This window comes from Ruegeria sp. G12 (assembly GCF_056533565.1).
On sequence record NZ_JBQFOO010000009.1, the window covers coordinates 111,274 to 136,037 of the forward strand.

Genomic DNA, 24,764 nt, shown 5'->3' on the forward strand with positions numbered 1-24,764 from the left:
TCACCGCACCGGCCCCCAGATGATACCTGAACGGACACAGGAACGTGATATGACAGCCTCGGACCCCAACGCGGCGAATGCAACTGATTTAATTGACTGGCTTGTGACGCGCGGACTGGAAGGCGCAGACAAAGAAGAACTGCTGGACGGCTATTGCAACAAACTGCTGGACTACGGCGTGCCGCTAATGCGGTTTCACGCCGCGCAGTCGGCCTTGCACCCGGTCTATGGCGGAACTGGCTATAGCTGGTATCAGGACAAGGGCGGTGAGTTTGAAACCTTTGCCTATTCTGAAGTAGCCAGCGAGATGTGGCAGCAGAGCCCGCTATACGCGATCCTAAACGAAGATATCGACGTTGTGCATGAACGCATGGTCGATCAGAACCAGCCCAGCCGCTATCCCTTGGTGAACGACCTGCGCGAAAACGGCGCGACCGAATATTACGCGACCGGTGTCACGTTTGACACGCCCACCCATAGCAGCCCGGCAGACGCGAAAAAGGCCGTGGGCGGTGTTCTGTTGTCCTGGACAAGCAATGCGCCCGAAGGGTTTGGCGAGGGTGATCTGGACCTGATCAACACCGCCCTGCCGCATCTTGGTCTGGCGCTGAAATCGGCCTCGAGCGCGCGGGTCTCGCAGGATCTGATGCGGGTTTATCTGGGGCGCGATGCGGGGCAGCGGGTTCTGTCGGGAGAAATCCGGCGCGGCTCGTTGCAGCAGATCGACGCGGTGATCTGGAACTTTGATCTGGAAGGCTTCACCAGCCTGTCCGAAGAACTGCCGGGCACCGAGATCATCGACATGCTGAACGACTATCTGGCTGTGGCCGTCGATGTGGTTCACAAATGCGATGGCAGTATCCTGAAATTCATGGGCGACGGGCTGATGGCCATGTTCGATGTCGGCGACATCGACGCGGATGCCCGCGCGGCGCTTGAAGCGGTGGCGATGCTGCAGGATGAAATGGCCGAGTTGAACGCCCGCCGGACCGAGGCCGGGCTGCGCGTCTCCAACTACACGCTGGCGCTGCATGCCGGAGAAATCCTCTACGGCAATATCGGGGCCGAAAGCCGTCTGGACTTCACCGTGATCGGCCCAGCCGTCAATCAGGCCGCCCGTATTGCGGGCATGCACCGGTCGCTGGGCCAGCGCATCCTGATCTCGGACGACGTTGCCCGCGCGGCGCAGCCTTGCGGGCACGAGTTGATATCCTTGGGCCGCTATATGCTGCGCGGTGTGCCGGAACCGAAGGAGTTGTTTACGGTTTATAATGCGGCAGGTTAGTTTCGTTTGATCGAAACAGGTTGCGTCCGGTTTGGGTGTCAACCGTCAACTGTTTCAGCGACCGTTTACATCAAAGTCCGAAAACTCTCCGTTTTTCAGATTGTAGAGGATACCCCATGATGATGGACCTCCGTCGCACAAAATGATCACCTTGCCGGTTTCAGCTCTATTTAAATTGGAGTACGAGCCGTAAATATATCTATCGGTCCCGAAGCCAAATCCGACATGCTGTCCCCGGTATGGTCGGAGCGACCATCGGGGGTCAGTAAACCGTTCGCTGCCAAGCGAAGCAAAGTACTCGACAAGCCTTTGCTCCATCTCTGTGATTTCTTTTTCGGATGGCAGCCAGATTGGCCCGACGGGTTTCGGTGCGGATCGAGAGCACTGTTGAAACAGCCCGGGCGCTTGGTCCAGATCAACTGGCAGCGGACCGTCGCTGGACAGCCCGGACCATTCTCCGGCCAACAAAGGAAACGCGACAGTCACGAGGACCAGCGAGGGCAGGGCTCGTTTTCTTAGCAGTCGAGGCAAGGGGTAATCTCTTTAGCAGAAACAATTGGCTGAAACATACCCATCTTTGACTTCTTGCCAGAAGCCTAAACTTGTCCGGCAACCCGCAGGTTGTCAGAAGTCAATCTCAACCCCCGGCAGGTTCAGCTCTTTCATCATGTCGCGCAATTCTTGCCGCGCGGCGATGTTCGAGATGTTCAGTTGCTTGACCCCGATATCTTTGAGGTCCAGCAGGGTCAGCCCGCGCGGGAACAGCTCGCGGAATATCACCCGCTCGGAAAAGCCAGAGGCGACGCGGAAGCCGATGCGTTGTGACAGCATCTCAATCGCGCGCTGCATCTTTTCCTTGTTGACCATGCGCTGGGTGCCGACCCGGTTGCGCACGACGACCCAGTCGATGGGTTTCAGCCCCGCCTGCGCCCGTAATTGGCGCGCGTTCCAGACCATCTCGGAATAAACCGAGGGCCCCAGAATTTTCTCACCCTTGGTGTCGATCCGCGCCAGCAGGTCGAAGTCAATAAAGCTGTCATTCAGCGGAGTGATCAGCGTATCGGCCAGCGAATGCGCCACCTGACTGAGCCTTGTGTGCGAGCCGGGGCAGTCGATGAGGATGAAATCGCTGTCGCTTTCCAGCTCGGATACGGCTGCGGACAGGCGGTGGTCATAGATGTTCTCACCCGGTTTCAGCTTGCTGGCGTCGATCTCGGGCAGGTCGTGGTGGCGGGGGCTGGGCAGGGCAATCTCTGAGCCGTTCAGGAAGTTGCCGCGGTTCTCGAAATAGCGACCGAGGCTGCGCTGGCGCAGGTCCAGATCCAGCGTGCTGACCTTGTGGCCCAACCGCGCCAGCGCGGTCGCCACATGCATGGAGACGGTCGATTTGCCTGCGCCGCCCTTCTCGTTCCCCACTACGATGATATGTGCCATGCCTGTATTCCCATGTCCCGCCGTGCTTGCCCACACGTTGTTGCCAGCCACTATATGTTGTGTTTGCGGGGAAGAAAAGAACCTCAAGCGGCCGTTTGGGGCTTTCTGTGGCCCAAATCCGGAAAACCAAACGCAGGTCGCAGGTTACGAGAGACGCGCTTGCCAAATCGCGGCCCGTGATTCACTGTCCAACTCAGGGTCCGGGAAGGAGAGCGCGGGTTGGAGCACCTGTTTCTGAACGTTCTGAACGTGGTTCTGCCCGTTCTGATCTGCGCCGGAATCGGCTATTGCCTTGCGCTGATCAAGGCCCCGTTCGACAACAAGGTGATCGGCGGCATCGTCTCGAAGGTCGGGTATCCGACGCTGATCATCTCGCACCTGTCCACCACCAGTCTGGCCGTTGGTACCTTTCTCGACATGATGGCCGCTGCCGCTTTGGCAATTGCTGGGTTCGGCGTTCTGGGGTTCGTGGCGCTCAAGGCGCTGCGCCTGCCGGTAAGGGCATTTCTGACGCCCCTGATGCATGGCAATGTGGGCAATATCGGCCTGCCGATCACGCTGCTGGCGCTGGGCGATGCGGGCATGGCCTATACGATGGGATTTGTCGTCGTCGTGCTGATCAGCATCTTCACCGTCGGCATGTGGATCCCGGCGGGGCAGTTTTCGCCGAAGAAACTGGCGAGTTCTCCGATCATTTACGCAGTAGCCCTGTCGCTGATCCTGATGGCGACGGGCACCAGCCTACCACGGCCGATTGCCAAATCCTTTGACATTTTGGGTGGGCTGTCGATTCCGCTGATGCTGCTGACGCTGGGGCATACTCTGGCGACGCTCAGGATCAAAAGCTTGGGCCGGGCGGTCCTGCTGACAGTGTTGCATCTGGCAATGGCCATCGCAATCGCAAGCGCCCTGATCTGGCTGTTCGGCTTTACCGGGGCCGAGCGTGGCGCGCTGATCCTGTGCTGCCTGATGCCGTCCTCGGTCGCGACCTATTTGTTCATCGACCAGCATGTGCCGGAATACGGGCCGGATGTTGCGGGGTTCATCCTGGTCTCGACCCTGACCACGATAGTCGTCCTGCCGGTGGCGTTGTCCTACTGGATTTAACGCGGCCCCTATGCGCAGACATCGGAATTTGTTTTAATGTCTTTGTGTTAGCCGCAGACAGATTTCCCGGGCCCCGGTGGCCCGGTCAGATTTCAGGGGCGTTTTGATGTCGAACACCGAGTCTACCCAATCCTCCGACATGACCGGCCCCCGCGTGGTTCTGGCGATGACGGCGATCTGCATGATGGTTGTCGGCTTCAACACGACCGCCGTTGCCACCATTCTGCCCAACCTCAAGGCCGAGTTCGATCTGACGCCGTCCGGCCTTCAATGGGTGATGGCAATCTACACGGTGGCCAGCGCGACCCTTGTCACCATCGTCAGCCGGCTTGGCGACATAACCGGCAAGATGGGCGTGTTCTTCTTTGGCATGATCGTCTTTGCCTGCGGCTCGGCCACCGTTTTGGTTGCGCAGGACGGCACCATGCTGCTAATCGGGCGCGGCGCACAGGGGGCGGGCGCTGCGGCTCTGTTCGGAACCTCACTTTCGGTGCTGACCGCCGCTACTCCCGAGGCACAGCGCGCAGGCGTCACCGGGGCATGGGGTGCCATTGTCGGGTTGGCCGTCGGGGTGGGGCCAATCGTGGGCGGCAGTTTTGCCCATTACATCAGCTGGCGCGCGGTTTTTGCCGCTGATCTGATCCTGCTGGCGGTGGCATTTTACATCGGCCTGCGGGTCAGCAAGCGAAAATACGTGCCAGACACGCGGTTGGAGGGTGCAACCTTCGACTACCCCGGCGCAATTGCCATCGTTCTGCTGCTGGGCCCGCTGTCCTTCGCCCTCAGCAATGGCGAGAGCAGGGGCTGGGACACCGCCTTGACCCTTGTGCCGCTTGGCATCGCCGCAGTGGCTGCTGTCGCGCTGGTCATCACTTCGCGGCGCAGCGATGACCCGTTGATCGAGCTGCGCTATTTCCGGCATCCACGGTATTTCATGGCGGCGGCAGGTATGTTCTTTGCGGGCTTCACGCTGTTCTGCTTTTTCGTCTATTTCAACGTGTTTGTACAGTCGCCAGACACCTTCGGCTACTCGTCCATCAGTGCAGGCATCTCGATCCTGCCGCTCAGCGTCAGCATGTTCGTCATCTCGGTCACGGCCCCACGCTTTCTTGCACCCTACAGTTTCCAATGGCCGATTATTCTGGGGATGGGGGCGATGGCCTGCGGGTTCTGGCTGCTGGTGACGACAACGAACACCACTGACTATGCCGAGATATGGTGGAAGCTGGTGATCGTCGGCGTTGGGATCGGCATCTGTTTTTCCCTGCTGCCCCGCCTGGGCCTGCGTCTGCTGCCGGAAGAGCATATGGGGCAGGGGTCAGGCGTGATCAACGCGTTTCTCTACTTTGGCGCAACGATGGGCGCGGTGGTCGGTGGCCTTGCCGAGGCCATCACAACCCGCTCTGGCCTGACCGAGGTCATCAACGCGCTGCCCGCCGGGTCTACCCAACGCGAAGACCTGGCTCATGCCCTGACCCACGGCACGCCGGGTCAGGTGCAGCAACTGATCGCAGGGCTGGACCCGGATACCGGAACGGCCTTGGCCAAGGCGCTGCGTGATTTGCAGGACAACGCGTTTGACAGCGCGATGTTTGTAGCCGCCATCGCGGCACTGATCGCCATGGTGCTGGCGCTGTTGCTGGTGCGGGGGCCGGTGCCGCCATTGCACAGCGCGGTGGAATTGACACGGGACAAACAGTGAAGGCTCTGTAATCCCTTTATTATGGATGCAGTCGGGTTTAGTCGCGACTGCCTGTGCCCCGAGCGTGCAGATCGGCGGGGGCACCGGTTGAGCTACAATCTGCGGTGGATTAAAAAACTGCGTTAAACCTGCTTGAAATCCCGAAGCTCCGGAAGGAAACGCAGAGCATGATTGCCTACGTTACAGTCGGTGCCGACGACATGGCACGCGCGAAACGGTTTTATTCGGCCGTCTTGCCTGCTCTTGGCTACGAGTTGGAGGAGGGGCCCGAGGGGCTCAGCTATGCGCTGCCCGTGCACCCGGGCCAGCCACCCGTTTTACCCGAGTTCTACGTCAAGCCGCCCTTTGACGGACGCTCTGCCTCAGCAGGCAACGGGTCCATGGTTGCGTTTGAGGCGCGTAACCAAAAGCAGGTTCGCGATCTTCACGCGGCGGCGCTTTTGGCGGGCGGCTCCGACGACGGCCAACCGGGTTTTCGCGCCTCTTATGGTGCCAATTTCTATGTTGGCTACCTCCGCGATCCTCAAGGCAACAAGATTGCCCTGTTCTCCAGCAATCCGAACGAACCGGGGCGAGACGGTTAATGTGAACTTAGCAAGCTGCGAAATCCATCCGCAAATGGCGGGAATACGGTCTTAAAGCCCGCCCACTCAAATCCAAAAACAAAAAAGGCCGCCCCAACGGGACGGCCTTTCGAATGCGAACCGGTTCAGGCTTAGAAGCCCAGACCTTCGTATTTCTTCTTGAACTTCGAGACGCGGCCACCGGCATCCAGCAGACGCGACGTTCCGCCGGTCCATGCAGGGTGCGAGGAGGGGTCGATTTCCAGAGCCAGCTGGTCGCCCTCGGCACCCCAGGTGGATTTCATCTGAACCACGGTGCCATCGGTCATTTTGACGTTGATGACGTGATAATCGGGATGGATGTCTTTTTTCATCTTTCCGCTCCTTACGCCTCGGCGCCAGCCTTGGGCTTGTAGTTGGTGACCTCTGCGATACGTGCGGATTTACCGCGACGAGTACGCAGATAGTACAGTTTGGCGCGACGGACGCGGCCACGGCGGACAACGGTGATGCTGTCGATGTTGGTCGAATACAGCGGGAACACACGCTCCACGCCTTCGCCAAACGAGATTTTGCGGACGGTGAACGATCCGGCGATGCCTTCGCCGTTCTTGCGCGCGATGCAGACGCCTTCGTAGTTCTGCACACGTGTGCGCGACCCTTCGGTCACCTTATAGCCGACACGGATGGTGTCACCGGCTTTGAAATCGGGGATGTCCTTCCCCAGGGCGGCAATTTGCTCCGCCTCAAGCTGTGCGATCAAGTCCATCGCAGGTACTCCTATCTGCTCGTGGTTGGTCCACGAAGTTTGGGCACGGCCTGAGAGCTCTTGGTCTTCACCGGGTCCTGCGTACAGCCCGCCAGAGGTCAGATCGAATGTTCCTTTGGTCCGGTCTGCGCGGACGCGTCCTTGCCGAAGAAAGCGGGACGTCACGCCATGTAGCAAACCAAAACACCGGAGTCGCTTGGCGCGGCACCGGATTGCGGTCGTTTAAGGAATTTGCGGACCGGGATCAAGCCTAAATCGCATTGTTAGTGGTGAGTTTCCGCCACCTTGAAAATGCGCCGTTGCCTTGTGCGCCGGATCGGGCATTCTGAGGGGAATTACAAGAGCAGAAATATCAGGCAGGACCCAAACGATGCGATTTGCACTTACGTTGGCGGTTGCCGGGATCGTACTTCTGTCCTGCGGGCGAAGTGGCCCGCAGCCTCAGGTGATCGAGCCGTCACAAGTCGTGGACCGGACGGCCCCGTCGGTGATCTATCCGGATTTCGGAGACGCCGATCCGCATGACTGGGACGGGCGGCATCCCGGCCATTATCCGGTTCACGGGCTGGATGTCTCGCGATGGCAGGGGCCAATTGACTGGCGCAGGGCCAAAGCCTCGGGCGTCAGTTTTGCGTTCCTCAAGGCGACCGAGGGCGGCGATGTGGCCGATCCTATGTTCGACGACCACAGGCGCGGCGCGCAGGCGGCGGGTGTGCCGTGGGGGGCTTATCACTACTATTACTTCTGCCGCCCGGCGCATGAACAGGCCCGCTGGTTTATCGAGAACGTTCCCAAAGGGGCCGATCTGCCGCATGTGCTGGACATGGAGTGGACCCCGCATTCCAAGACCTGCACCCTGCGCCCCGACGGCAAAACCGTAAGGGCCGAGGCGCAGCGGTTTCTGAATATCCTCGAACGTCACTTCGGGCGCAGGCCGATTGTTTATACGACCGTGGATTTCTACGAAGACACCGACATCGCGCGCCTGCCGAAAACCGAGTTCTGGCTACGCTCCGTGGCGGGCCATCCGCGAGAGGTTTACCCCCGTACGATTTGGCGGTTCTGGCAGTACACAGGCACCGGGCTGGTCCCGGGCGTGCAGGGAGGTGTCGATATCAACACTTTCAACGGCACGCCGGAACACTGGGCCGCCTGGAAGGCGGGCGGGTCTTAGGTGGGAGATCCGTAGGTTTCGATCGTTCCGCCGCCAATCAGGTGATTCAGTCGCCGCTCACGCTCTTGTCCGAATGAGTTGCGAAGCCAGAAGGATTCGCCCTGGGTCAGTTCGCGGCGTTCAAAGCCCTGCTCGCGCATGCAGCGGTCCACCTGATCAATCTCACCCTGCGCCCGCAGTTGGTCTTCGAAGGGAGCGGTTGCCGCAGGGCCGATAATGATGCCCCAAAGCAGGATGTTTGTCGCATAGGCGCCGATGACGGCGCTGGTGCCACCCTCATCGGCTTGCTGGGCGCAACCGTCCAAGGCGACCTTGGCCGAATAGGCGTTGTGACCGTCTTTCGTGGGAACCGAAGGCGCAAGAGGTTTGGAACTGCAAGCGGATGCAAGCAGAAGGCTCAAAAGTATAATCTTTTTCATGGTTTGGTCTGGGTATTCTTCTTGTTTGGCTATTCAAAAGTCGTCGATTTTCAGGATGAGTATCCCGCGCTTTGATCAACTTCAAAGGGTGTCGTCGCAAGTTTTCCACGTGCGACCCGTAAGCCACAGTCGCGCCGTTCAGTCGGCTGCGTCGCCCTTGGATTTCGCGTAGGCGTCCCAAATATCTGGCCGTCTTTCCCGAGTGATCTCTTCAGCCATTTGGTGCCGCCATTCGGCGATACGGCCGTGGTGGCCGGACATCAGCACATCGGGGATCGGGCGGCCATTCCACTCGGCGGGGCGGGTGTATTGGGGGTGCTCCAACAGGCCCGAGGAGAAGCTTTCCTCCTCGGTCGAGGCCTGATTGCCCAATACACCGGGGATCAGGCGCACGGTGGCGTCGATCAGAGCTTGTGCTGCGATCTCACCACCGGTCATGACGAAATCGCCCAAGCTGACCTCCTGAACGCCGTAATGCTCCAGCACCCGCTCATCGACGCCTTCGAACCGGCCACAGAGCAAAGTCATGCCATCACAGCGCGCGAGGTTTTGCATCATGCGCTGGTCCATCCGGCGTCCACGCGGGCTGAGGTAGATCAGCGGCCAGTTGCCTTGCACCCCGGCCATCGTGTGCTCGATTGCCGCGCCCAGCACATCGGCGCGCAGCACCATGCCCGCGCCGCCGCCCGCTGGCGTGTCATCGACGTTTCGGTGCTTGCCGATGCCAAACTGGCGCAGATCAACAGTCTCTAGCTGCCACAACCCTTCTTGCAGCGCTTTGCCGGTCAGGCTTTCCCCCAGAACGCCAGGAAAGGCCGAGGGGAACAGGGTGATGATCTTGGCCTTCCACACCCCGTGCAAATCCGGCGTGGGCGTCAAGAGCTCTCGCGGTTTCAGGGTTGGGCGGATCGCCTTGCGTCCATGAGATTTTGAGGGCGTGTCGGTCATCAGTGGCGGGTCAGTTCATCTTGGGCGGATTGAATAAGCGCCTTCTTTTGCGCCATTAACGCGCTGTCGTCCAGCGCCGAGCGGTTCAGCGCCAGCATTTCCGACAAGACCGCATCGGGCAGGCTGGGATTGGCTTTGCGCGGCAGCACTAGCTGCATGGCTTTTGAGCGCGGCAGGTCCAGGAATTTGGCAAAAGGTGCGCCGGGGCCGAACCGGCGCTGTCGCAGGTCTTCCAGCCGTTCTGTCTGTACGGTGACATCGGGAAGCGCATCGCGGATTGCGTCGGCTGTTTCGCGCAACTCGGGCAGGTGATCGAGATTGGCGTGGAAATCGTCGAAATCCTGCACAAGGCGCGTGCGCTGCAGGTCGTGGGCCCACAGGCTGCGCAGCCAGTCGGGCTTTTCGCGCAGGGATACGTAGACGGTTATGTCCACCTCCTCGCCAATCAGGCGGCGCTTTACCGCACTGACCAGAGTGGCGGCCAGAACGGGGGCCGCAGCGTAGCCCTCGGCGCTGTTTCTGCTGGGGCGCAGGCCTGCGAAATTCTCTTCGCTCAGGATCAGGCCGCGGCGGGTTCCGAAATCGAGCGTGGCTAGAAATTCGTTCAACTGGCCGCCGAAATCGGCAAGCGTGCCGTCCAGCCGGTAGATCGAGTGGCGCGTGGCGGCGTCGGCCAGTCCGTTCTTGCGGGTCTTGTAGGGCAGAACCAGCGAGAAATTTGGCCAGATCAGTTCCCGGTTTTCATAAAGGAACGACTGTGCTGCAGTGGTCCCGGTTTTGTGCAGACCCAGATGCAGCAGAACGCGCCGCATCAAAACAGGCCTTCGGGCGGGTCGGCGATGATGCGGCGCTTGTCCAGATCGACGGTGGGCACGCTGTCCAGCGTGAACGGCAGCAGAACGGTGGCTTTCAGCCCCGGTCCCTGTAGTTCCAACAGGTCCGCCGCGCCGTGGTTCTGCACCGCCTTAACCTTCCCCAGAAGGGTGCCGCCGGTGTCATAGACCTCAAGCCCGATCAGGTCGGTGTGGTAGAATTCATCGTCTGGCAGCGAGGGCAACTGATCACGCCGCGCATAAAGGCGCAGGCCGTTGATCGCGTCGGCCTGTTCCTTGGTCTCAACCCCGCCCAACCGCGCGGCAAAGCCGTTCTTGATCGACCGGGTCAGGACCAGCGGATAGCGCTCCTTGCCAGCCTCGTCCGTCAGGGGCGAATAAGCCTCGATATCCTCGGGAACGGCGCAGAAACTTTTCAGCCGCACCTCGCCGCGCACGCCATAGGATCCGGCAATGCTGCCGACGCAGATCAGATCACTCATTTTTACTACCCGTCACACATAGCCCGTCCTGCCATTGCCCGATCCCCTCGCAGGCCTCGCGCTGGTTGCTGCGTTCAAAGAACACGCCGACAATAAAGGCGATCATCAGCAGGATGGGAAGCCGTAACAATCCGAACATAGCTATCTTACCTCGATCGGCAGGGCAGAGGTCCGGTTTTCCCAACCGACCTGTTCCAGTTCCGGCGTGTCCGACAGGGTTTCCGGCCAGCCGACGCAGAAATAGCCGATCAGCCGCCAGTCATCAGGCACATCCAGATCGCGCGCCATTTGGTCGGGGTCCAGAATGGAGACCCAGCCCAGCCCCAACCCCTCGGCCCGCAAGGCCAGCCAGAACAGGGTGATGGCCGAGACCACCGAATATCGCCGCATCTCGGGCATCGTACCCGCACCCAGCCCCTGCCCCTTGTCGGTGGCATCGTCGCAGAACACGGCCAGTTGCACCGGGGCCTCTTGCATCCCCGACAGCTTTAGCTGGCTGTATAGCTGCGCCTTTTCGCCGGAATAACCGGTCAGCGCGTCGCCATTGGCGGTTTGGAAATTCTGCAGCGCCGCGGCGCGCGCGGCCTGACTTTCGACGCGAATGACGCGCCAGGGTTCGCTCAGCCCCACCGAAGGGGCCAGCCGAAACGCGTCGAGGCAGCGCGTCAGCACTGCCTCGTCCACAGGATCGGTGCGGAACCGGCGCACATCGCGCCGGAGCCGCAGCAACAGATCGAACTGCGTGCGAAAATCGTCTGAAAAAGCCTGATCCCGCACGTGCCCGCCTGCTTATTCTTCCGCAGCCGCTTCTTCAGCTGGTGCTTCAGCAGCTTCAGTTGCCTCAGCGGCCTTGGCTGCTTTTTCTTCCGCGCGCTCCTGAGCTTTCTTGCCCGGGGTGCCCTTGTTGGGGTTGTTGCGCTCGGCCTTGTCGCGGGCGCCGGCTGCTTCCAGCATGCGGGCGATCCGGTCGGTGGGCTGCGCGCCCTGATCCAGCCAGTACTGGATGCGCTCCATGTTCATTTTCACGCGCTCTTCGCTGTCTTTCGGCAGCAGCGGGTTGTAGGTGCCCAGCTTCTCGATGAAACGGCCATCGCGGGGCATACGGCTGTCAGCCGCAACAATGCGATAGAAGGGACGCTTTTTCGAGCCGCCGCGGGCGAGACGAATTTTCATTGCCATGGTGGTATCTCCTTTGAATGGCGTATCCGGGGTAAGCCCGGTTTAGTTCTGATGCTTCTTATGGTGTCGGATGACTTCCTGAATGATGAAATTCAGAAAAGCCTTGGCGAAATCAGGGTCCAGATCGGCCTCCTTCGCCAGGTCTTCTAACCGTGCGATCTGCGCGGCTTCGCGCGTGGGGTCGGACGGGGGAAGGTCGTGTGTCGCTTTCAGCTTGCCAACAGCCTGCGTGTGCTTGAACCGCTCGCCCAGCGTATAGACAAGGATCGCGTCCAGCCGGTCGATGCTTTCGCGATGCTCTTTGAGCAGCGTGGCAGCCTGTGTCACGGGGTTGGTCATGGGCCGGTCCTCTTGTCGGTCAGGTCGGTCTGCGGGTGACGCCAGATCTGGGCGGTCAGGCCCAAAAGCTTGGCATTCTCAACTTCCAGCTTTGCGCCAAGGCGTTCGGCCAGGGCGCGCGAACGGTCATTTTCGTGGGCGATGTACGAGATCACGCCGTTCAGCCCCTGATGCCGCGCGGCATAGTCGCGGGCGGCCTCTGCGGCCTCATATGCCAGACCTTTCCCCTCGGCTTCAGCTATCACGGTCCAGCCCAGTTCAGGTTCGGCCCACCCCGGCACGTCGATGATACCGGCCCAGCCGACAAACGCGCCGCTGAATTCCTCGGTCAGGTGCCACAAGCCATAGCCGCGCAGCGCCCAGTGTCCCAAACGACCGGCCAGCGAGGACCAACTGCCCAGCTCATCCTTGGGCCCGCCGACCATGTGGCTGCGTTCCGAGGCGTAAAAGGCAATCATCGCAGGCAAATCGTCCAGATGCGGCGCGCGCAGGATCAGGCGGTCGGTCTCGATGGTGGGGATTGTGAACGAGGTCATGCGTAAGCCTCCATCCCGCCATTCACCAGATCGCCCGGAGCCGGGTGCCGCCAAATCTCGGATTTGCCGTATTTGGGGTGTTCGTAGAGGTATTCGAACTGCGCACCCAGACGTTTGGCCACCGCCTTGCTGGCGTGATTGTCCAGATCAATCAGCGAGATCGCCGTCTCCCAGCCCAGCACATCATAGGCGTGGCTACGTGCAGCCTGCGCCGCCTCGGTCGCATAACCCTTGCCGGTGGCATGGGTCATCAGGGTCCAGCCGACTTCGGGCTCGGGCCAGCCTTCGGGAAACCACAGGCCAATGCGCCCAACATAAGCGCCGGTGTCCTTTTCATCGACGCTCCAATACCCGTAACCGCGTACGGCCCAATGCCCCAGAAGCGAGGCAAAGACCCGCCATACCTCATCCCGGCGCAGCGGGCCGCCGACGAACTTGGCCGCATCGCTGGCAAAGAACGCAGTGTCCGCGTCCAGATCAGCCTCGGACGGGGCGCGCATGATCAGGCGCTCGGTCTCAAGCCGGGGGATATGATCGTCGATCAGGTTCACTTTTTCTTACCAAACCCGCTGAGGCCCGGAGGCAGGCCCATGCCGCCGCCCAAGCCGGGCAGGCCGCCGGGCATCTTGCCGCCCATCGCCTTGGCCGCCTGTTCCAGCGCCTTGGGGTCCATGCCTGCGGCCATTTCCTCGGGCGAGGGGCCGCCTTTGCCGAACATGCCCTTCATGGCCTGTTTCAGCATCTTGCCTTTGCCCATCTTGCCCATCTTCTTCATCATGTCCGACATCTGCCGGTGCATCTTGAGCAGTTTGTTGAGGTCGCTGACCTCCATCCCCGAACCCGCAGCAATCCGTTTCTTGCGGCTGGCCTGCAGCAGCTGCGGGTTGGCACGTTCGCGTTTGGTCATCGACTGGATCAGGGCAATCTGCTGGCGTAGGATTTTGTCGTCGAGACCGGCCTGATCCATCTGCTTGGCCATTTTGTTCATGCCCGGCATCATGCCCATCATGCCCTGCATGCCGCCCATCTGGATCATCTGTTCCAGCTGCATTTTCAGGTCGTTCATGTTGAACTGACCCTTGACCATGCGCTTCATCATGCGCTCGGTCTGTTCCATCTCCATCGTTTCCTGGGCCTTTTCAACCAGAGCAACGATGTCGCCCATGCCCAGAATACGACCGGCGATCCGTTCCGGCTCGAAGGTTTCGAGCGCGTCCATCTTCTCGCCCAGACCCACAAAGCGGATCGGCTTGCCGGTAACCGCGCGCATCGACAGGGCCGCACCGCCGCGTCCGTCGCCATCCATCCGGGTCAGGACCACGCCCGAGATGCCAACCTTGGCGTCGAACTCCTCGGCCACCTCAACGGCGACCTGACCGGTCAGGCCGTCGACCACCAGCAGGGTCTCGCGCGGGTCGACCGCGTTGCGGACCTGCTCAACCTCGTCCATCAGCACTTCGTCGATATGCAGACGGCCTGCGGTATCGAGCATGTAGACGTCATAGCCGCCCAGCGTCGCCTGTTGCTTGGCGCGTTTGGCAATGTCGACGGGCTTCTGGCCGGGTACGATCGGCAGCGTATCGACGCCGACCTGCGTGCCGAGCACCGCCAGCTGATCCATCGCCGCCGGGCGATAGACGTCGAGCGAGGCCATCAGGACTTTCTTGCCCTCTTTCTCTTTCAGCCGTTTCGCCAGCTTACCGGTGGTCGTGGTCTTACCCGAGCCCTGCAGGCCGACCATCAGGATCGGGACAGGCGGGTTGTCGATTTTCAGCGTACCGGGGTCTTCCTCGCCGCGCAGGGTATCGACCAGCGCGTCATGCACGATCTTGACGACCTGCTGGCCCGGAGTGATCGACTTGGTGACAGCCTGACCAGTCGCCTGTTCCTGCACCTTTTTGACGAACTCACGCGCCACCGGCAGCGAGACGTCGGCCTCAAGCAGGGCAACGCGAACCTCTCGCAGGGCGGTTTTGACGTCTTCTTCGGACAGGGCACCCTGTTTGGTCAGCCGGTCAAAGACGCCGGAAAGGCGTTCGGATAGATTTTCAAACATGCCTTCGGCCTCCTTAGCCGGTTGTCTGGTGGCGCTTCTCAGATAAGAAACGCCGGTTAATGCACAATTGCCCCCACGGGCGAAACTCGCTGGTGGGGGGCGATCCCTGAACGACTCAAGGGACCGGAAGGGTACTCTCTTCCGGATGTTTGGGGCGGCTTATGTAAATCAGTTCACAGAGTCAAGACCGGGCTGGCTGTAGACCTGTACTCCGTCATCGGGCACGGTTTGCCTGAAACGCGGTTTTGTGGCACGCTGCTGGGGTATTTTTTACTGGTTTGCGTGGTGAGGGGTATTTTTATGAAAGTATTAACGCATGTGGTGAAGAAAGGCGAAAATCTGAACAAGATTGCCGCCAAGTACGGATACAAGAACTTCGACATCATTTATAAGCACAAGGAAAACGCAAAGTTCCGGAAATTGCGGCCGAACCCGTCGAAAATAATGCCGGGGGATGAAGTCAGGATACCTCCGGCAAATTCTGCGGCGATGGTGGTGGACAGAAAGTCGCTTAAAGAAATTGAAAGCGTTCTGGCCAGCTTGAAGAAAAACCGGAAAGAGGCCGCACAGGATTTCAAGGCGCTTCGCAAGGATGTCACGTCGGAATACCTCAAGGTGAAAAAGGCCAGCGACAAGAACGATCTGAACGCGCTGTTGCTGACCCTTGGTACGGGTTTGGCGTTTAAGGTTGGCGCGGCCTACAAAAGCACGCAACTGGCAGGCAGCAAGCTGATCCTGCACAACAAGAAATTCCTCAAGCAATTCGTGATCGACAAGGGCATTCAGGATTCCCAGTTCATCGCGCAAGCCTTCCGCGACGATATCAAAGAGACCACCACCGCCGGGCTTTGGGGAAAGCGCGCTGTCTCGGTTATTGCGGGTTTGATGACGCCCTCGTTCTGGGCCGGGGCGGCGATTGAGGTCGCCAAGGGGAACTGGGACCCGGTCAAATGGACCAACGCGCTGAAACGGATCGAGAAATCGGCGCTGAGCAAAGTGGGCGAGGTTGAAAAGAATGCGTTGCAGAACCTGGACCTGCGTATCGCGAAATACGAAAAAGCGCTGAAGATGGCGCGGAGCATGGCCAAGGGCTGATCCCGAAATAACTTCCCCGGTTGCATGTCAGCGCAGGCTTCGGCATCACGCTTGTGTCGAAGTCATTTCCCCGGGGGTGCTATATGACCGCATCGGATACCTAAGCCGACAACCTGCCCATCAGTTCGGACGCGCTGCTGGCGCAGCTTGACGCGTGGGGGCTGCCCTATCGGCTGCACAGTCATATCCCGCTGCGAACGGTCGAAGACGCAAAAGGGGTCGAGGATCAGTTCATGGTTCCGGGCGAGAACGCCTTGCGCCTCAAGAACCTGTATCTGCGGGACAAGAAAAAGCGGAACTATCTGGTGACGTTGGAGCAAAGCCGCGAGATTGACCTGAAAGCCCTTGGGGCCGAGTTGGGGATCGGCAGCCTGTCTTTCGGGTCGGCGGATCGGCTGATGCAGAACCTGGGCATTCGCCCCGGCTCGGTCAGCCCGCTGGCGATGATCACAGGGGTCGGGGCTGGGGTGCGGTTCTTTATGGACGCTGCCGCCCGGCAGGCGGATGTGATCTATATGCACCCGCTGGTCAATGACCGGACCGTTGCAATGGCGCGCTCGGACGTGATGGCGTTTTTTGATCGGATCGGGTGCGAGGTGGGCTGGTTGCCCTAGGGGACGCGCCTTGCGGCGCAGGCCGGGGCTCCGCCCGCTCGGGCTGAAACTGTCCTCCGGACAGTTTCTGTAACGCCCCTCACCCTCCGGCGGAGGTATTTTTGAACAGAAGAAGGAGCGGGGGCTTTAGGGTCCGGTCAGGGCTTTGTTCAGGGCCGCCGCGACATGAGCGGCGGAGGGGTTGATGAACAGATGGCCGTCTGCTTCGAACATCGGGTCGTCGAGGTGATCGGGGAAGGCCAGCGGCAGTTCGGTGCAGGCCAGCAGGATCGCCGTGCCCGGTTTGGCTTGGCGGTTGCAGAAGTCCAATAGGCGTTTGTGGGCCGTTGCTGACGCGCCTCCGTAAAAGTCGGTGTCGATCATGGCCTGCATTTCGGCGATGTCGTCCTCGGGCAGGCGGTCATTGGCGCGAATACCCTCGGTGGCGAGGCGGTCGGCGTAGTTGGTGGCCTGCATTGTGACGGTCGTTCCCAGAACCAGGGCGTCAGAGGCGCCGCTTGTGGCTGTGACCTCGGCGGTGGCGTCGAAGATGCTGAGGATCGGTATGGACACGCCCTGACGGATCGCGTGCAGCCGCGCGTGCGGTGTGTTCGAGGCGATGATGCCGAAATCGCAACCGGCGCGTTCCAGCGTCAACAGGGCATCGCGGAAGACCGCGTCGAAGGCGGCCCAACTGGCTTCATCCCCCGCCACACCGCGCAAGGCGCGGGTTTTGGCCTGCGTGACGGATTCGATGGTCATCGGCGGGATTGGGAGAGGCGAGCCGTGGCCGCGTTCGGCGAAATGGCGCCCGGCACCTTCGGCAATTGCCCTGTAGTAGTCCACGGTCGAGGCCCAGCCGACACCGCCCAGAATTCCGATTTTCTTCATGAGAAACGCCCAGCCTGCCAAATCCTGTTTCGGTGCAGACTGGACGTTTCGCGGCACAAAGGCCAGAGGGGATCAGGCGGCCAGTTCCGATACCGCCTTGTGGGCGCTGTTTAGTGCAGCTTCGGCGTCCAATGCCATCTGATCGGCGGCTATGACATCGACATCGGTGATGCCGATGAAGCCCAGCACGTGTTTTGCGTAGTTGGTGGCAAAGTCGATCTCGGACCCGACCGCCGTGCCGCCCGAGGCGATGGCGAGGATCGCGCGTTTGCCATCCAGTAGACCCTTGGGGCCAGCCTCGGTATAGGAAAAGGTCAGGCCCGCGCGGGCGACCAGATCAATCCAGGCCTTGAAGGCGGCGGGGACCGAGAAATTGTAGATCGGCAGGCCGATGACAATTGTGTCTGCGCGCTGCATTTCCGATACCAGCTCGTCCGACAAGGCCAGCTGATCGCGCTGCACTTCGTCACGCTGATCGGCGGGGGTGAAGTTGGCGGCGATCCAGTCCTCCGTCAGCAGGGGCAGAGGCGTGGCCAGGTCGCGGCGGATGATGCGCCCGGCGTCCAGATGGCGAACGATCCGGTCGGACAAGTCGCGAGTGGCCGATCCGGTGCGGCGGGCTGAGGCGTCGATATGCAGGATGGTCTTGGTCATGGTTTTGGGGTCCTTCTGGTCAGGGAAATCTTGCTGCCCCCAATATGAATGTTGCATTGGTGAACAAAACTCGGATACATCAACATTGAATGTTGGAAATTGCACAGAAGAAGATGTGTCATGGACAATTGGGATGAAGTGAGAACCGCTTATCAGGTGGCGCGCATGGGAACCGTCAGCGGCGCGGCCGAGGTTTTGGGCGTGCACCACGCCACCGTGATCCGCCATATCGACGCCATCGAGGCGCGGCTGGGAGTCAAACTGTTCCAGCGCCATGCGCGGGGCTACACGCCAACCGAGGCTGGTGAAGACCTGTTGCGTGTGGCGCAGGCGACCGAGGATCAGTTCAACCAACTGGTCGGACGGATGAAGGGGCGGGGCGATGATGTCTCGGGCGAGCTGGTCGTGACGTCTCTGGCCTCACTTGCGCCTTTGGTGGTGCCGACGCTCAGCGCGTTTCAGAACGCGCATCCCGGCCTGATCGTGCGGTATCTGACCGGCGACCGCCTGTTCCGGCTGGAATATGGCGAGGCGCATGTGGCCATCAGGGCCGGGGCTGCGCCGGATCAGCCGGACAACGTTGTGCAGCCCTTCATCTCGCAAGAGGTCGGGTTGTTTGCCAGCAAGGACTACATCGCGCGGCGGGGGAAACCTTCGGGCGTGTCAGATTTCGCTGATCATGCGTTTGTGGGCAATGACGATGAAAACAGCCGCGCCCCGTTTGCCCGATGGCTGCGTGAAAATGCACCGGCCGAGGCGATCACCTTCCGGTGCTCGAACAATTTCACCGGGGGCGAGGCGGTTTTGGCCGGGGCGGGCATCGGGTTCATGGCCCGGTGGGAGGCTGCGCGCCACCCCGATCTGGAAGAGGTCATGGCGCCGTTGCCGGAATGGTCCGGCAAGCTGTGGCTGGTGACCCATGTGGACCTGCACCGGACGACCAAGGTGCAGGCGTTTTTGAAATTTCTTAAAGAACAGGCCAAGGGCTGGCTACCATGAGCCCACAGGCGCGCGGCCATCTGGCCATGCTGACCTTTTCTGCGCTGGTGGCGGGCAGTTTCTCGCTGGGCTCGATCATCGCCAATGAGATTGCTCCGGCGGCGCTGAACGCCATGCGCTTCGCCATTGCTGCGCTGGTGATCGGGGTTGCGGCCCTTGTCACCACCGGCTTGTCGCGTGATGCGGCGCAGGCACCGTGGCGGTACCTGATATTGGGCGGGTTGTTCGCCACCTATTTTGTATTGATGTTCTACGGCCTGCAAACCGCCCCACCGGTCAGCGCCGCTGCTGTGTTTACCCTGACGCCTGTCATCTCGGCCCTTGCGGGCTGGGTCCTGTTGCGGCAGATCACGACGCCCCGCATGGCGCTGGCCCTGATCGTGGGCGCAATCGGGGCGCTTTGGGTGATTTTCCGAGCGGACTGGCAGGCGTTCCGCCTGTTCGAGATCGGGACCGGAGAAATCATCTATTTCTGGGGCTGCGTCGCGCATGCGGTCTACACGCCGATGGTGCGCAAGCTGAATCGGGGCGAGCCTGCTGTGGTGTTCACCTTCGGCACGCTCGTTTCGGGCTTTCTGGTTCTGCTTGTATTCGGGTGGTCCGACATTGCCGCGACCGATTGGCTGAACCTGCCGTTCATCGTCTGGCTGGGTATTCTATACCTGTCATTCTTCGCAACAGCGGCGAGTTTCGTTCTGGTCCAGTTCTCGGCCCTACGGCTGCCCTCGGCCAAGGTCATGGCCTATACCTATCTGGTGCCAAGCTGGGTCATCCTGTGGGAGATCGCTTTGGGCAATGGTGTGCCCACCGGCCTGATTTTGGGCGGGGTTGTTCTGACCGTTGTGGCGCTGTTGCTGTTGTTGAAAGAGGAGGCTCCGACACCAATCCGGCGCTTGTCCGATTGAGGCTTGCTTTCCGCGCAAGCCATGTAAAGCTCACCCCCTAAACGGGGCAATCGAAAGGACGCAGAAAAATGAATCGGATCTTTGTCGCCGGGGTTGCGCTTTCGATCTCTGCGTGCAGCCAAACAGGCACCTCTGAGACGGACCTGCAGGCCAGTTGCGAGGCGCTGGTGGTGGCCGAAACAGGTGTTCAGGCCGACGGGGTGCGCGCCACGGGCACCCAGATCGCGCCCACCGGCTCGGTCACAACGGTCGCTGTAGAGGGCGCGACGGCCCCCTGGTTGTGCCGCGCAGATGCGACCGGGGTTGTGACAGGGGTGGAGTTCAGCCAGGAAGGCTAGCCGGAAGCTTCCCGTTCGAAACTGTCCGTTGAGGCAGATCAAGGTCGATATATGCACATTTCCCTATGCTTTGCGGCGAGGAGGAATTTGCCATGTACAAACATATCATGTTCCCGATGGACCTGCATCTGCCGTCCGAGGTTCGCAAGGCTGCGGACGTTGCAGCCGAGGTAGCCAAGTGGCAGGGCGCGAAAATCACCGTTGTCAGCGTAACCGGAACTGATCCGGCTCAGACAGACTCGGCGGTTCATAAAGATTTGCGTGCGTTTGCGGATCAACTGTCCAGAAACAGCGGGACCGAGGTCGCGTTTCGCAATATCCACTCGGTCGACGTGGCCGTTGAAGTTGACGGTGATCTGGCCAAGGCGGCTGACGAGATCGGCGCGGACCTGATCGTGGTTGGCACCCATGCGCCGCGGATCACCGACTATATCTTTTCTAGCCACGCGGGGTTTCTGGCGAAGCATGCCGGCGTGTCGGTCTTTGTAGTCAGATAGCGCTAGTCGTCGCCCGCGGGCAGTTCGACTTCGAGAAACCGTTCAAACGCATCCAGGTTGACCGGTTCGAACTGCCCGAACCCCTGCATCCAGACCGAGGCTGCGCGCAGGGCGTCTGGTTCCAGCTTGCACCACTTCACCCGACCGCGTTTCTCTTGGCTAATCAGCCCGGCTTTGGTCAGAATGACCAGATGTTTCGAGATCGCAGCCAGCGACATCTCGAACGGTTCCGCCACGTCCGTGACGGCCATATCATCCTCAAGCAGCATCGCAAGGATGGTGCGGCGGGTGGGATCGGCAAGGGCCGCGAAAACGGTGTCGAGGTCGTTGGGCATGCCCGTGCTGAACCACAGCCCCGAAGTTTGGTCAACCATTTGGTTGAATATGCGGATTCAGGTCTTTTGGCGTGTGGCATCCGGATTGGCCGGAATCCTGATTAGGCTACGAGTAACGAATTTCATTTAAAATCAATATTTTAATGTGCGACAATCCAGGCGCGCAACCCCGTTGACTCTGTGCCCGCAGCCCCTTAGCACCCTACCCAAGACTGTACGAGGGACCCGCCCGTGACCGATGATGACCAAAAGCAGCGTATGGCGCAGCTTGAGGCCAAGATCGAAGCGGCGAAAAAGGCCAAAGCGCCCAAGCCCCGCGCAGATGCTGACGTGTCCGGGGGCGAGCTTGCCTGGAGGATGGTCATCGAAATGGTATCCGGTCTGGGGATCGGATTTGGCATCGGATACGGGCTGGACAGCCTGCTCGGGACGATCCCGATTTTTCTGGTGCTGTTCACATTGCTGGGCCTTGTCGCGGGCGTGAAGGTTATGCTCCGCAGCGCGAAAGAGGTTCAAGAGAAACAAGCGGCTGCAAGCGCAGCCGAGAAGGACGAGAGGGACTGAACGTGGCGACCGAGACCACCGCAGCAGAAGGCAGCAGCCTGGTATTCCACCCGATGGACCAGTTCATCGTCAAGCCGCTTTTTGGCGACGGTGCGATTGCCTGGTACACGCCCACCAACGTGACTTTGTGGATGTTCCTGGCGATTGCCGCGATTTTCGGCCTGCTGGTGCTCAGCACGTCGAAGCGCGCGATTGTACCGACCCGAATGCAGTCGGTGGCCGAACTGGCCTATGGTTTCATCTACAAGATGCTGGAAGACATCTGCGGTAAGGAAGGCGTCAAGTACTTCCCCTATGTCATGACCCTGTTCATGTTCATCGTCTGCGCGAACTTCCTGGGTATGATCCCGACATCCTTCACCACCACATCGCATTTCGCCGTGACCATCCCGCTGGCGCTGGCCGTGTTCCTGACCGTAACCGTTCTAGGTTTCGTCAAGAACGGTGCCGCGTTCTTGGGCCTGTTCTGGGTCTCCAGCGCGCCTTTGGCGCTGCGTCCGGTTCTCGCGATTATCGAGCTGATCTCGTACTTCGTACGCCCGGTCAGCCACTCCATTCGTCTTGCTGGTAACGTCATGGCAGGCCACGCGGTGATCAAGGTGTTCGCAGGCTTTGCCGCGATTGCCGTGATCTCGCCCGTGTCGGTTCTGGCGATCACCGCTATGTACGGCCTCGAGGTCCTCGTGTCCTTCATTCAGGCCTACGTATTCACCATTCTGACCTGTGTTTATCTGAAAGATGCGCTGCATCCGTCGCACTAAGGTCCGAACACCCAACATCGAAACTTCCAATTCGTAAGGAGACACATCATGGAAGGCGATCTCGCACACATCGGCGCAGGCCTGGCAGCAATCGGTTCCGGCGCAGCCGCAATCGGGGTGGGCAACGTTGCAGGCAACTTCCTGGCCGGCGCCCTGCGCAACCCTTCGGCGGCTGCTTCGCAGACCGCAACCCTCTTCATCGGTATCGCATTCGCAGAAGCGCTGGGCATCTTCGCATTCCTGGTCTCGCTGCTGCTGATGTTCGCCGTCTAATCTGCGGAACCTGATCCTTACGCGCAGGTGGGTCCAAGCCATAGCGGCCCACCTGTTGTAAAGACAACGTTCCGACGGAGGACATCATGGCGACTGAACCCATTAGCGAAGAAGTAGTTGGCTCGTGCGTCGACTCGCATGGCTCTGCCATCGGGATGCCGCAGCTCTGCTTCGATTGGTTCCCCAACCAGATTTTCTGGCTGGTCATTACGCTGGTCGTCATCTTTCTGGTCCTGTCCCGCGTGGCTCTGCCCCGCATCGCGGCAATCCTGGCTGAACGTCAGGGGACCATTACAAATGACCTGGCTGCGGCCGAAGATCTGAAGGCCAAGGCGGTCGAGGCCGAAGAGGCCTATAACAAAGCGCTGGCCGATGCCCGTTCTGAGGCACAGCGTATCGCAGCGGAAGCCCGCGCCGAAATCCAGTCTGGTCTGGATGACGCGATTGCCAAGGCCGATGCGGAAATCGCTGCAAAAGCAGCTGAATCGGAAAAAGCAATTGCCGAAATCCGTTCCGGCGCGCTGGAAAGCATTCAAGTGGTTGCCAAGGATACGGCGGCTGAACTGGTCACCGCACTGGGCGGCGAGGCAGATGCCAAAGCTATCAACAGTGCCGTAGACGCGCAGACGAAAGGATAAGTGACATGCGGAACACTCTTGCCCTTATCCTGACCGTCGGTGCCGCCAGCCCCGCGCTGGCCGCAAGCGGCCCGTTCTTCTCGCTTGGCAACACCGACTTTGTCGTCCTGCTGGGCTTCATCGTCTTCATTGCGGTCCTGTTCTACTTCAAGGTCCCCGGCATGATCGGCGGTGCGCTGGACAACCGGGCCGCTGGCATCAAGTCCGAACTGGACGAAGCCCGCGCCCTGCATGAAGAAGCGCGCAGCCTGCTGGCCTCGTATGAGCGTAAGCAGCGCGAAGTTCAGGGTCAGGCCGATGCCATCGTCGAAGCGGCGAAAGCAGACGCGGCTCTGGCGGCGGAACAAGCCAAGGTCGATCTGGAGAAATCCATTGCCCGTCGTCTTGCGGCCGCACAGGACCAGATCGCATCAGCCGAAGCTTCGGCTGTGAAAGAGGTGCGCGATCAGGCGGTGTCCGTCGCGGTCTCGGCAGCAAGCGCCGTTCTGGCCAAGCAGATGACAGCAGCTCAGGCAAACAAGCTGATCGACGCGTCCATCGCGGATGTCGGCGAAAAGCTGCACTGAGACTGACAGACAATCTGACAGAAAACCCGGCCTCAGCGCCGGGTTTTTTCTTTGCCACGTTATCCCTGGCTTGGAAGTTTGTTCAAGATGTCTGCGTGGTCTTTTGAGGCGACAAAGACTTGGGGCAACTCATCCAGGACCGCGTCGATCGGATCGTACAAAGCCGCGGCCTGCGCCAGAATGTCGTCAGGAATGGTTTTTTTGGCACGTTCAACCCGTTCGGGCACCTGGAACTTGAGGCCCAGAAAGTCGGCAACGTCAGCCTGCCGAGTCCAGATGGCCTCATAATGTAGGCACAGAACCGGAGAGTCTTCGAAAGTGCCCCAGCGTTCCATCTGGCTGGCCTGATTTAGAACGTCGCGCCGGAACAGATCCTCGACCGGGCCCGAGGCATGAAGGTGGTCGAAATGCTCATCCACCCAATCCCGCCCGAACCGTTCTATCGCAGAATAGACCGACAGTGCGGAATCCTTTGTTGAGCCAAAGCAGAAAAGCGTTTTCACATTTGCCCGGGTTTTTAGCGCGTCCGGAAAATCATGCGTTTTGACCAGCGTTCCGGGGTGTAGCGCTGCGGTTTCCAGCCGCGACTCGAACACCGATTTCGCCCTGCGTGGCCGATGCCGCCGCTTGTTTGCCTGACGCAGAGCGTCATACATCAGCGTGCTACCAGACCGCCCGTTGCTGGCAACGATAATACAGGGGTCGTTAACAGGGGTAAGGCGACGTAAGAGATTGATCATTTTCAGCTTGTGCTTGCTCAATTTCGACCAGGTGCCAGGTTTTTGCTGATGGTGCAGTCGCGTAAACATCTTGTTGCCCGGATGTCTAC

General features: G+C 60.2%; 34 protein-coding genes. 16 read left to right on the top strand and 18 right to left on the bottom strand.

Annotation, left to right across the window (positions count from 1 at the left end; genetic code table 11):
- Positions 1-49: 49 nt before the first annotated feature.
- Positions 50-1,285: an adenylate/guanylate cyclase domain-containing protein gene (locus ACR0JN_RS18620; RefSeq protein ID WP_480887895.1), complete on the top strand. Its 1,236-nt coding sequence runs from the start codon at positions 50-52 to the stop codon at positions 1,283-1,285.
- A gap of 624 nt (positions 1,286-1,909) precedes the next feature.
- On the opposite strand, the gene ACR0JN_RS18625 is transcribed toward ACR0JN_RS18620, so the two are convergent.
- Positions 1,910-2,719, bottom strand: a complete 810-nt coding sequence (locus ACR0JN_RS18625; protein WP_480818258.1) for a division plane positioning ATPase MipZ — start codon at positions 2,717-2,719, stop codon at positions 1,910-1,912.
- Between the two features lie 219 nt (positions 2,720-2,938).
- On the opposite strand from ACR0JN_RS18625, the gene ACR0JN_RS18630 reads away from it, so the two are divergent.
- The 3 genes from ACR0JN_RS18630 to ACR0JN_RS18640 all read left to right on the top strand — a co-directional run bounded on the left by ACR0JN_RS18630 (position 2,939) and on the right by ACR0JN_RS18640 (position 6,112).
- The gene (locus ACR0JN_RS18630; protein WP_480818257.1) at positions 2,939-3,826 is read left to right on the top strand and encodes an AEC family transporter; all 888 of its coding nucleotides are present in this window, start codon (positions 2,939-2,941) and stop codon (positions 3,824-3,826) included.
- Positions 3,827-3,932: 106 nt separating this feature from the next.
- The gene (locus ACR0JN_RS18635) at positions 3,933-5,528 is read left to right on the top strand and encodes an MFS transporter (protein ID WP_480818256.1); all 1,596 of its coding nucleotides are present in this window, start codon (positions 3,933-3,935) and stop codon (positions 5,526-5,528) included.
- Between the two features lie 167 nt (positions 5,529-5,695).
- A complete protein-coding gene (locus ACR0JN_RS18640; RefSeq protein WP_480818255.1) occupies positions 5,696-6,112 on the top strand; it encodes a VOC family protein in 417 nt (138 codons plus the stop codon).
- Between the two features lie 131 nt (positions 6,113-6,243).
- Here ACR0JN_RS18640 and rpmE read toward each other — a convergent pair whose 3' ends face one another.
- On the bottom strand, positions 6,244-6,465 hold the full coding sequence (gene rpmE / locus ACR0JN_RS18645; RefSeq protein WP_170531455.1) for a 50S ribosomal protein L31: 222 nt from the start codon (positions 6,463-6,465) through the stop codon (positions 6,244-6,246).
- Positions 6,466-6,476: 11 nt separating this feature from the next.
- Positions 6,477-6,860 (bottom strand): 50S ribosomal protein L19, encoded by a 384-nt coding sequence (gene rplS, locus ACR0JN_RS18650; protein ID WP_170575547.1) that lies wholly within the window; start codon positions 6,858-6,860, stop codon positions 6,477-6,479.
- 370 nt (positions 6,861-7,230) lie between these two features.
- Between rplS and ACR0JN_RS18655 the strand changes: the two genes are divergently transcribed.
- On the top strand, positions 7,231-8,034 hold the full coding sequence (locus ACR0JN_RS18655; protein WP_480887897.1) for a glycoside hydrolase family 25 protein: 804 nt from the start codon (positions 7,231-7,233) through the stop codon (positions 8,032-8,034).
- Here the strand turns inward: ACR0JN_RS18655 and ACR0JN_RS18660 are convergent.
- The 11 genes from ACR0JN_RS18660 to ffh form a co-directional block, all read right to left on the bottom strand.
- A complete protein-coding gene (locus ACR0JN_RS18660) occupies positions 8,031-8,453 on the bottom strand; it encodes a hypothetical protein (RefSeq protein WP_480887899.1) in 423 nt (140 codons plus the stop codon). The genes ACR0JN_RS18655 and ACR0JN_RS18660 overlap by 4 nt on opposite strands.
- Positions 8,454-8,591: 138 nt before the next feature.
- Positions 8,592-9,401, bottom strand: a complete 810-nt coding sequence (trmD, locus tag ACR0JN_RS18665; protein ID WP_480887901.1) for a tRNA (guanosine(37)-N1)-methyltransferase TrmD — start codon at positions 9,399-9,401, stop codon at positions 8,592-8,594.
- Positions 9,401-10,213 (bottom strand): hypothetical protein, encoded by an 813-nt coding sequence (locus ACR0JN_RS18670; protein ID WP_480887904.1) that lies wholly within the window; start codon positions 10,211-10,213, stop codon positions 9,401-9,403. The genes trmD and ACR0JN_RS18670 overlap by 1 nt, the downstream gene beginning before the upstream one ends.
- On the bottom strand, positions 10,213-10,716 hold the full coding sequence (rimM, locus tag ACR0JN_RS18675; RefSeq protein ID WP_480887906.1) for a ribosome maturation factor RimM: 504 nt from the start codon (positions 10,714-10,716) through the stop codon (positions 10,213-10,215). The genes ACR0JN_RS18670 and rimM overlap by 1 nt, the downstream gene beginning before the upstream one ends.
- The gene (locus tag ACR0JN_RS18680) at positions 10,709-10,855 is read right to left on the bottom strand and encodes a hypothetical protein (protein WP_480887908.1); all 147 of its coding nucleotides are present in this window, start codon (positions 10,853-10,855) and stop codon (positions 10,709-10,711) included. Before ACR0JN_RS18680 ends, rimM begins: the two co-directional genes overlap by 8 nt.
- 2 nt (positions 10,856-10,857) lie before the next feature.
- Positions 10,858-11,493, bottom strand: coding sequence for a 5,6-dimethylbenzimidazole synthase (gene bluB, locus ACR0JN_RS18685; RefSeq protein ID WP_480887910.1), 636 nt, complete (start codon positions 11,491-11,493; stop codon positions 10,858-10,860).
- A 12-nt stretch (positions 11,494-11,505) separates the two neighbouring features.
- Positions 11,506-11,895, bottom strand: coding sequence for a 30S ribosomal protein S16 (gene rpsP / locus ACR0JN_RS18690; RefSeq protein WP_480887912.1), 390 nt, complete (start codon positions 11,893-11,895; stop codon positions 11,506-11,508).
- Between the two features lie 42 nt (positions 11,896-11,937).
- A complete protein-coding gene (locus ACR0JN_RS18695) occupies positions 11,938-12,234 on the bottom strand; it encodes a chorismate mutase (RefSeq protein ID WP_480612253.1) in 297 nt (98 codons plus the stop codon).
- The gene (locus tag ACR0JN_RS18700) at positions 12,231-12,770 is read right to left on the bottom strand and encodes a GNAT family N-acetyltransferase (RefSeq protein ID WP_480887915.1); all 540 of its coding nucleotides are present in this window, start codon (positions 12,768-12,770) and stop codon (positions 12,231-12,233) included. Before ACR0JN_RS18700 ends, ACR0JN_RS18695 begins: the two co-directional genes overlap by 4 nt.
- The gene (locus ACR0JN_RS18705) at positions 12,767-13,321 is read right to left on the bottom strand and encodes a GNAT family N-acetyltransferase (RefSeq protein ID WP_480887916.1); all 555 of its coding nucleotides are present in this window, start codon (positions 13,319-13,321) and stop codon (positions 12,767-12,769) included. The genes ACR0JN_RS18700 and ACR0JN_RS18705 overlap by 4 nt, the downstream gene beginning before the upstream one ends.
- Entirely contained in the window at positions 13,318-14,826 is a 1,509-nt protein-coding gene (gene ffh / locus ACR0JN_RS18710) for a signal recognition particle protein (RefSeq protein ID WP_480887919.1), read from the bottom strand. Before ffh ends, ACR0JN_RS18705 begins: the two co-directional genes overlap by 4 nt.
- 300 nt (positions 14,827-15,126) lie before the next feature.
- On the opposite strand from ffh, the gene ACR0JN_RS18715 reads away from it, so the two are divergent.
- On the top strand, positions 15,127-15,921 hold the full coding sequence (locus ACR0JN_RS18715; RefSeq protein WP_480887921.1) for a hypothetical protein: 795 nt from the start codon (positions 15,127-15,129) through the stop codon (positions 15,919-15,921).
- Positions 15,922-16,034: 113 nt separating this feature from the next.
- Positions 16,035-16,535, top strand: coding sequence for a prolyl-tRNA synthetase associated domain-containing protein (locus ACR0JN_RS18720; protein ID WP_480888069.1), 501 nt, complete (start codon positions 16,035-16,037; stop codon positions 16,533-16,535).
- 126 nt (positions 16,536-16,661) lie between these two features.
- Here ACR0JN_RS18720 and ACR0JN_RS18725 read toward each other — a convergent pair whose 3' ends face one another.
- Together ACR0JN_RS18725 and ACR0JN_RS18730 are read right to left on the bottom strand one after the other, a co-directional pair.
- Complete coding sequence (locus ACR0JN_RS18725; RefSeq protein WP_480887923.1) at positions 16,662-17,405, bottom strand: aspartate/glutamate racemase family protein; 744 nt, start codon at positions 17,403-17,405, stop codon at positions 16,662-16,664.
- A 72-nt stretch (positions 17,406-17,477) separates the two neighbouring features.
- Positions 17,478-18,059 (bottom strand): FMN-dependent NADH-azoreductase, encoded by a 582-nt coding sequence (locus tag ACR0JN_RS18730; protein WP_480887926.1) that lies wholly within the window; start codon positions 18,057-18,059, stop codon positions 17,478-17,480.
- Positions 18,060-18,179: 120 nt separating this feature from the next.
- On the opposite strand from ACR0JN_RS18730, the gene ACR0JN_RS18735 reads away from it, so the two are divergent.
- The 4 genes from ACR0JN_RS18735 (at position 18,180) to ACR0JN_RS18750 (ending at position 20,798) form a co-directional block, all read left to right on the top strand.
- Entirely contained in the window at positions 18,180-19,058 is an 879-nt protein-coding gene (locus ACR0JN_RS18735; protein WP_480887927.1) for a LysR family transcriptional regulator, read from the top strand.
- Positions 19,055-19,963, top strand: coding sequence for a DMT family transporter (locus ACR0JN_RS18740; protein ID WP_480887930.1), 909 nt, complete (start codon positions 19,055-19,057; stop codon positions 19,961-19,963). The genes ACR0JN_RS18735 and ACR0JN_RS18740 overlap by 4 nt, the downstream gene beginning before the upstream one ends.
- 68 nt (positions 19,964-20,031) lie before the next feature.
- The gene (locus tag ACR0JN_RS18745; protein WP_480887933.1) at positions 20,032-20,301 is read left to right on the top strand and encodes a hypothetical protein; all 270 of its coding nucleotides are present in this window, start codon (positions 20,032-20,034) and stop codon (positions 20,299-20,301) included.
- 92 nt (positions 20,302-20,393) lie between these two features.
- Positions 20,394-20,798 carry a universal stress protein gene (locus ACR0JN_RS18750; RefSeq protein ID WP_480887937.1) on the top strand — a complete coding sequence of 135 codons (405 nt, stop codon included), beginning with the start codon at positions 20,394-20,396 and terminating at the stop codon, positions 20,796-20,798.
- A gap of 2 nt (positions 20,799-20,800) precedes the next feature.
- Here the strand turns inward: ACR0JN_RS18750 and ACR0JN_RS18755 are convergent, their stop codons facing one another.
- The gene (locus ACR0JN_RS18755) at positions 20,801-21,133 is read right to left on the bottom strand and encodes an ArsR/SmtB family transcription factor (protein WP_480818293.1); all 333 of its coding nucleotides are present in this window, start codon (positions 21,131-21,133) and stop codon (positions 20,801-20,803) included.
- A 231-nt stretch (positions 21,134-21,364) separates the two neighbouring features.
- Here ACR0JN_RS18755 and ACR0JN_RS18760 point away from each other — a divergent pair, with 231 nt between their 5' ends.
- The 5 genes from ACR0JN_RS18760 to ACR0JN_RS18780 all read left to right on the top strand — a co-directional run bounded on the left by ACR0JN_RS18760 (position 21,365) and on the right by ACR0JN_RS18780 (position 23,935).
- A complete protein-coding gene (locus ACR0JN_RS18760) occupies positions 21,365-21,697 on the top strand; it encodes an AtpZ/AtpI family protein (RefSeq protein WP_170673619.1) in 333 nt (110 codons plus the stop codon).
- A 2-nt stretch (positions 21,698-21,699) separates the two neighbouring features.
- Positions 21,700-22,458, top strand: coding sequence for a F0F1 ATP synthase subunit A (locus tag ACR0JN_RS18765; protein ID WP_170587982.1), 759 nt, complete (start codon positions 21,700-21,702; stop codon positions 22,456-22,458).
- A 48-nt stretch (positions 22,459-22,506) separates the two neighbouring features.
- Entirely contained in the window at positions 22,507-22,731 is a 225-nt protein-coding gene (locus tag ACR0JN_RS18770) for a F0F1 ATP synthase subunit C (protein ID WP_005981269.1), read from the top strand.
- An 86-nt stretch (positions 22,732-22,817) separates the two neighbouring features.
- A complete protein-coding gene (locus tag ACR0JN_RS18775; RefSeq protein ID WP_480887939.1) occupies positions 22,818-23,369 on the top strand; it encodes a F0F1 ATP synthase subunit B' in 552 nt (183 codons plus the stop codon).
- Between the two features lie 5 nt (positions 23,370-23,374).
- Positions 23,375-23,935, top strand: a complete 561-nt coding sequence (locus ACR0JN_RS18780; RefSeq protein ID WP_480818235.1) for a F0F1 ATP synthase subunit B — start codon at positions 23,375-23,377, stop codon at positions 23,933-23,935.
- 59 nt (positions 23,936-23,994) lie between these two features.
- On the opposite strand, the gene ACR0JN_RS18785 is transcribed toward ACR0JN_RS18780, so the two are convergent.
- Positions 23,995-24,591 (bottom strand): hypothetical protein, encoded by a 597-nt coding sequence (locus ACR0JN_RS18785; protein WP_480887942.1) that lies wholly within the window; start codon positions 24,589-24,591, stop codon positions 23,995-23,997.
- Between the last annotated feature and the right edge of the window lie 173 nt (positions 24,592-24,764).

Excerpts from the sequence above, each read along its gene's own strand:
- ACR0JN_RS18620 (WP_480887895.1), top strand. The coding sequence starts at position 50 with ATGACAGCCTCGGACCCCAACGCGGCGAATGCAACTGATTTAATTGAC.
- ACR0JN_RS18625 (WP_480818258.1), bottom strand. The coding sequence starts at position 2,719 with ATGGCACATATCATCGTAGTGGGGAACGAGAAGGGCGGCGCAGGCAAA.
- ACR0JN_RS18635 (WP_480818256.1), top strand. The coding sequence starts at position 3,933 with ATGTCGAACACCGAGTCTACCCAATCCTCCGACATGACCGGCCCCCGC.
- ACR0JN_RS18640 (WP_480818255.1), top strand. The coding sequence starts at position 5,696 with ATGATTGCCTACGTTACAGTCGGTGCCGACGACATGGCACGCGCGAAA.
- rpmE (WP_170531455.1), bottom strand. The coding sequence starts at position 6,465 with ATGAAAAAAGACATCCATCCCGATTATCACGTCATCAACGTCAAAATG.
- rplS (WP_170575547.1), bottom strand. The coding sequence starts at position 6,860 with ATGGACTTGATCGCACAGCTTGAGGCGGAGCAAATTGCCGCCCTGGGG.
- ACR0JN_RS18655 (WP_480887897.1), top strand. The coding sequence starts at position 7,231 with ATGCGATTTGCACTTACGTTGGCGGTTGCCGGGATCGTACTTCTGTCC.
- ACR0JN_RS18660 (WP_480887899.1), bottom strand. The coding sequence starts at position 8,453 with ATGAAAAAGATTATACTTTTGAGCCTTCTGCTTGCATCCGCTTGCAGT.
- trmD (WP_480887901.1), bottom strand. The coding sequence starts at position 9,401 with ATGACCGACACGCCCTCAAAATCTCATGGACGCAAGGCGATCCGCCCA.
- ACR0JN_RS18670 (WP_480887904.1), bottom strand. The coding sequence starts at position 10,213 with ATGCGGCGCGTTCTGCTGCATCTGGGTCTGCACAAAACCGGGACCACT.
- rimM (WP_480887906.1), bottom strand. The coding sequence starts at position 10,716 with ATGAGTGATCTGATCTGCGTCGGCAGCATTGCCGGATCCTATGGCGTG.
- ACR0JN_RS18680 (WP_480887908.1), bottom strand. The coding sequence starts at position 10,855 with ATGTTCGGATTGTTACGGCTTCCCATCCTGCTGATGATCGCCTTTATT.
- rpsP (WP_480887912.1), bottom strand. The coding sequence starts at position 11,895 with ATGGCAATGAAAATTCGTCTCGCCCGCGGCGGCTCGAAAAAGCGTCCC.
- ACR0JN_RS18695 (WP_480612253.1), bottom strand. The coding sequence starts at position 12,234 with ATGACCAACCCCGTGACACAGGCTGCCACGCTGCTCAAAGAGCATCGC.
- ACR0JN_RS18700 (WP_480887915.1), bottom strand. The coding sequence starts at position 12,770 with ATGACCTCGTTCACAATCCCCACCATCGAGACCGACCGCCTGATCCTG.
- ffh (WP_480887919.1), bottom strand. The coding sequence starts at position 14,826 with ATGTTTGAAAATCTATCCGAACGCCTTTCCGGCGTCTTTGACCGGCTG.
- ACR0JN_RS18715 (WP_480887921.1), top strand. The coding sequence starts at position 15,127 with ATGAAAGTATTAACGCATGTGGTGAAGAAAGGCGAAAATCTGAACAAG.
- ACR0JN_RS18725 (WP_480887923.1), bottom strand. The coding sequence starts at position 17,405 with ATGAAGAAAATCGGAATTCTGGGCGGTGTCGGCTGGGCCTCGACCGTG.
- ACR0JN_RS18730 (WP_480887926.1), bottom strand. The coding sequence starts at position 18,059 with ATGACCAAGACCATCCTGCATATCGACGCCTCAGCCCGCCGCACCGGA.
- ACR0JN_RS18735 (WP_480887927.1), top strand. The coding sequence starts at position 18,180 with ATGGACAATTGGGATGAAGTGAGAACCGCTTATCAGGTGGCGCGCATG.
- ACR0JN_RS18740 (WP_480887930.1), top strand. The coding sequence starts at position 19,055 with ATGAGCCCACAGGCGCGCGGCCATCTGGCCATGCTGACCTTTTCTGCG.
- ACR0JN_RS18745 (WP_480887933.1), top strand. The coding sequence starts at position 20,032 with ATGAATCGGATCTTTGTCGCCGGGGTTGCGCTTTCGATCTCTGCGTGC.
- ACR0JN_RS18750 (WP_480887937.1), top strand. The coding sequence starts at position 20,394 with ATGTACAAACATATCATGTTCCCGATGGACCTGCATCTGCCGTCCGAG.
- ACR0JN_RS18755 (WP_480818293.1), bottom strand. The coding sequence starts at position 21,133 with ATGCCCAACGACCTCGACACCGTTTTCGCGGCCCTTGCCGATCCCACC.
- ACR0JN_RS18770 (WP_005981269.1), top strand. The coding sequence starts at position 22,507 with ATGGAAGGCGATCTCGCACACATCGGCGCAGGCCTGGCAGCAATCGGT.
- ACR0JN_RS18775 (WP_480887939.1), top strand. The coding sequence starts at position 22,818 with ATGGCGACTGAACCCATTAGCGAAGAAGTAGTTGGCTCGTGCGTCGAC.
- ACR0JN_RS18780 (WP_480818235.1), top strand. The coding sequence starts at position 23,375 with ATGCGGAACACTCTTGCCCTTATCCTGACCGTCGGTGCCGCCAGCCCC.
- ACR0JN_RS18785 (WP_480887942.1), bottom strand. The coding sequence starts at position 24,591 with ATGTATGACGCTCTGCGTCAGGCAAACAAGCGGCGGCATCGGCCACGC.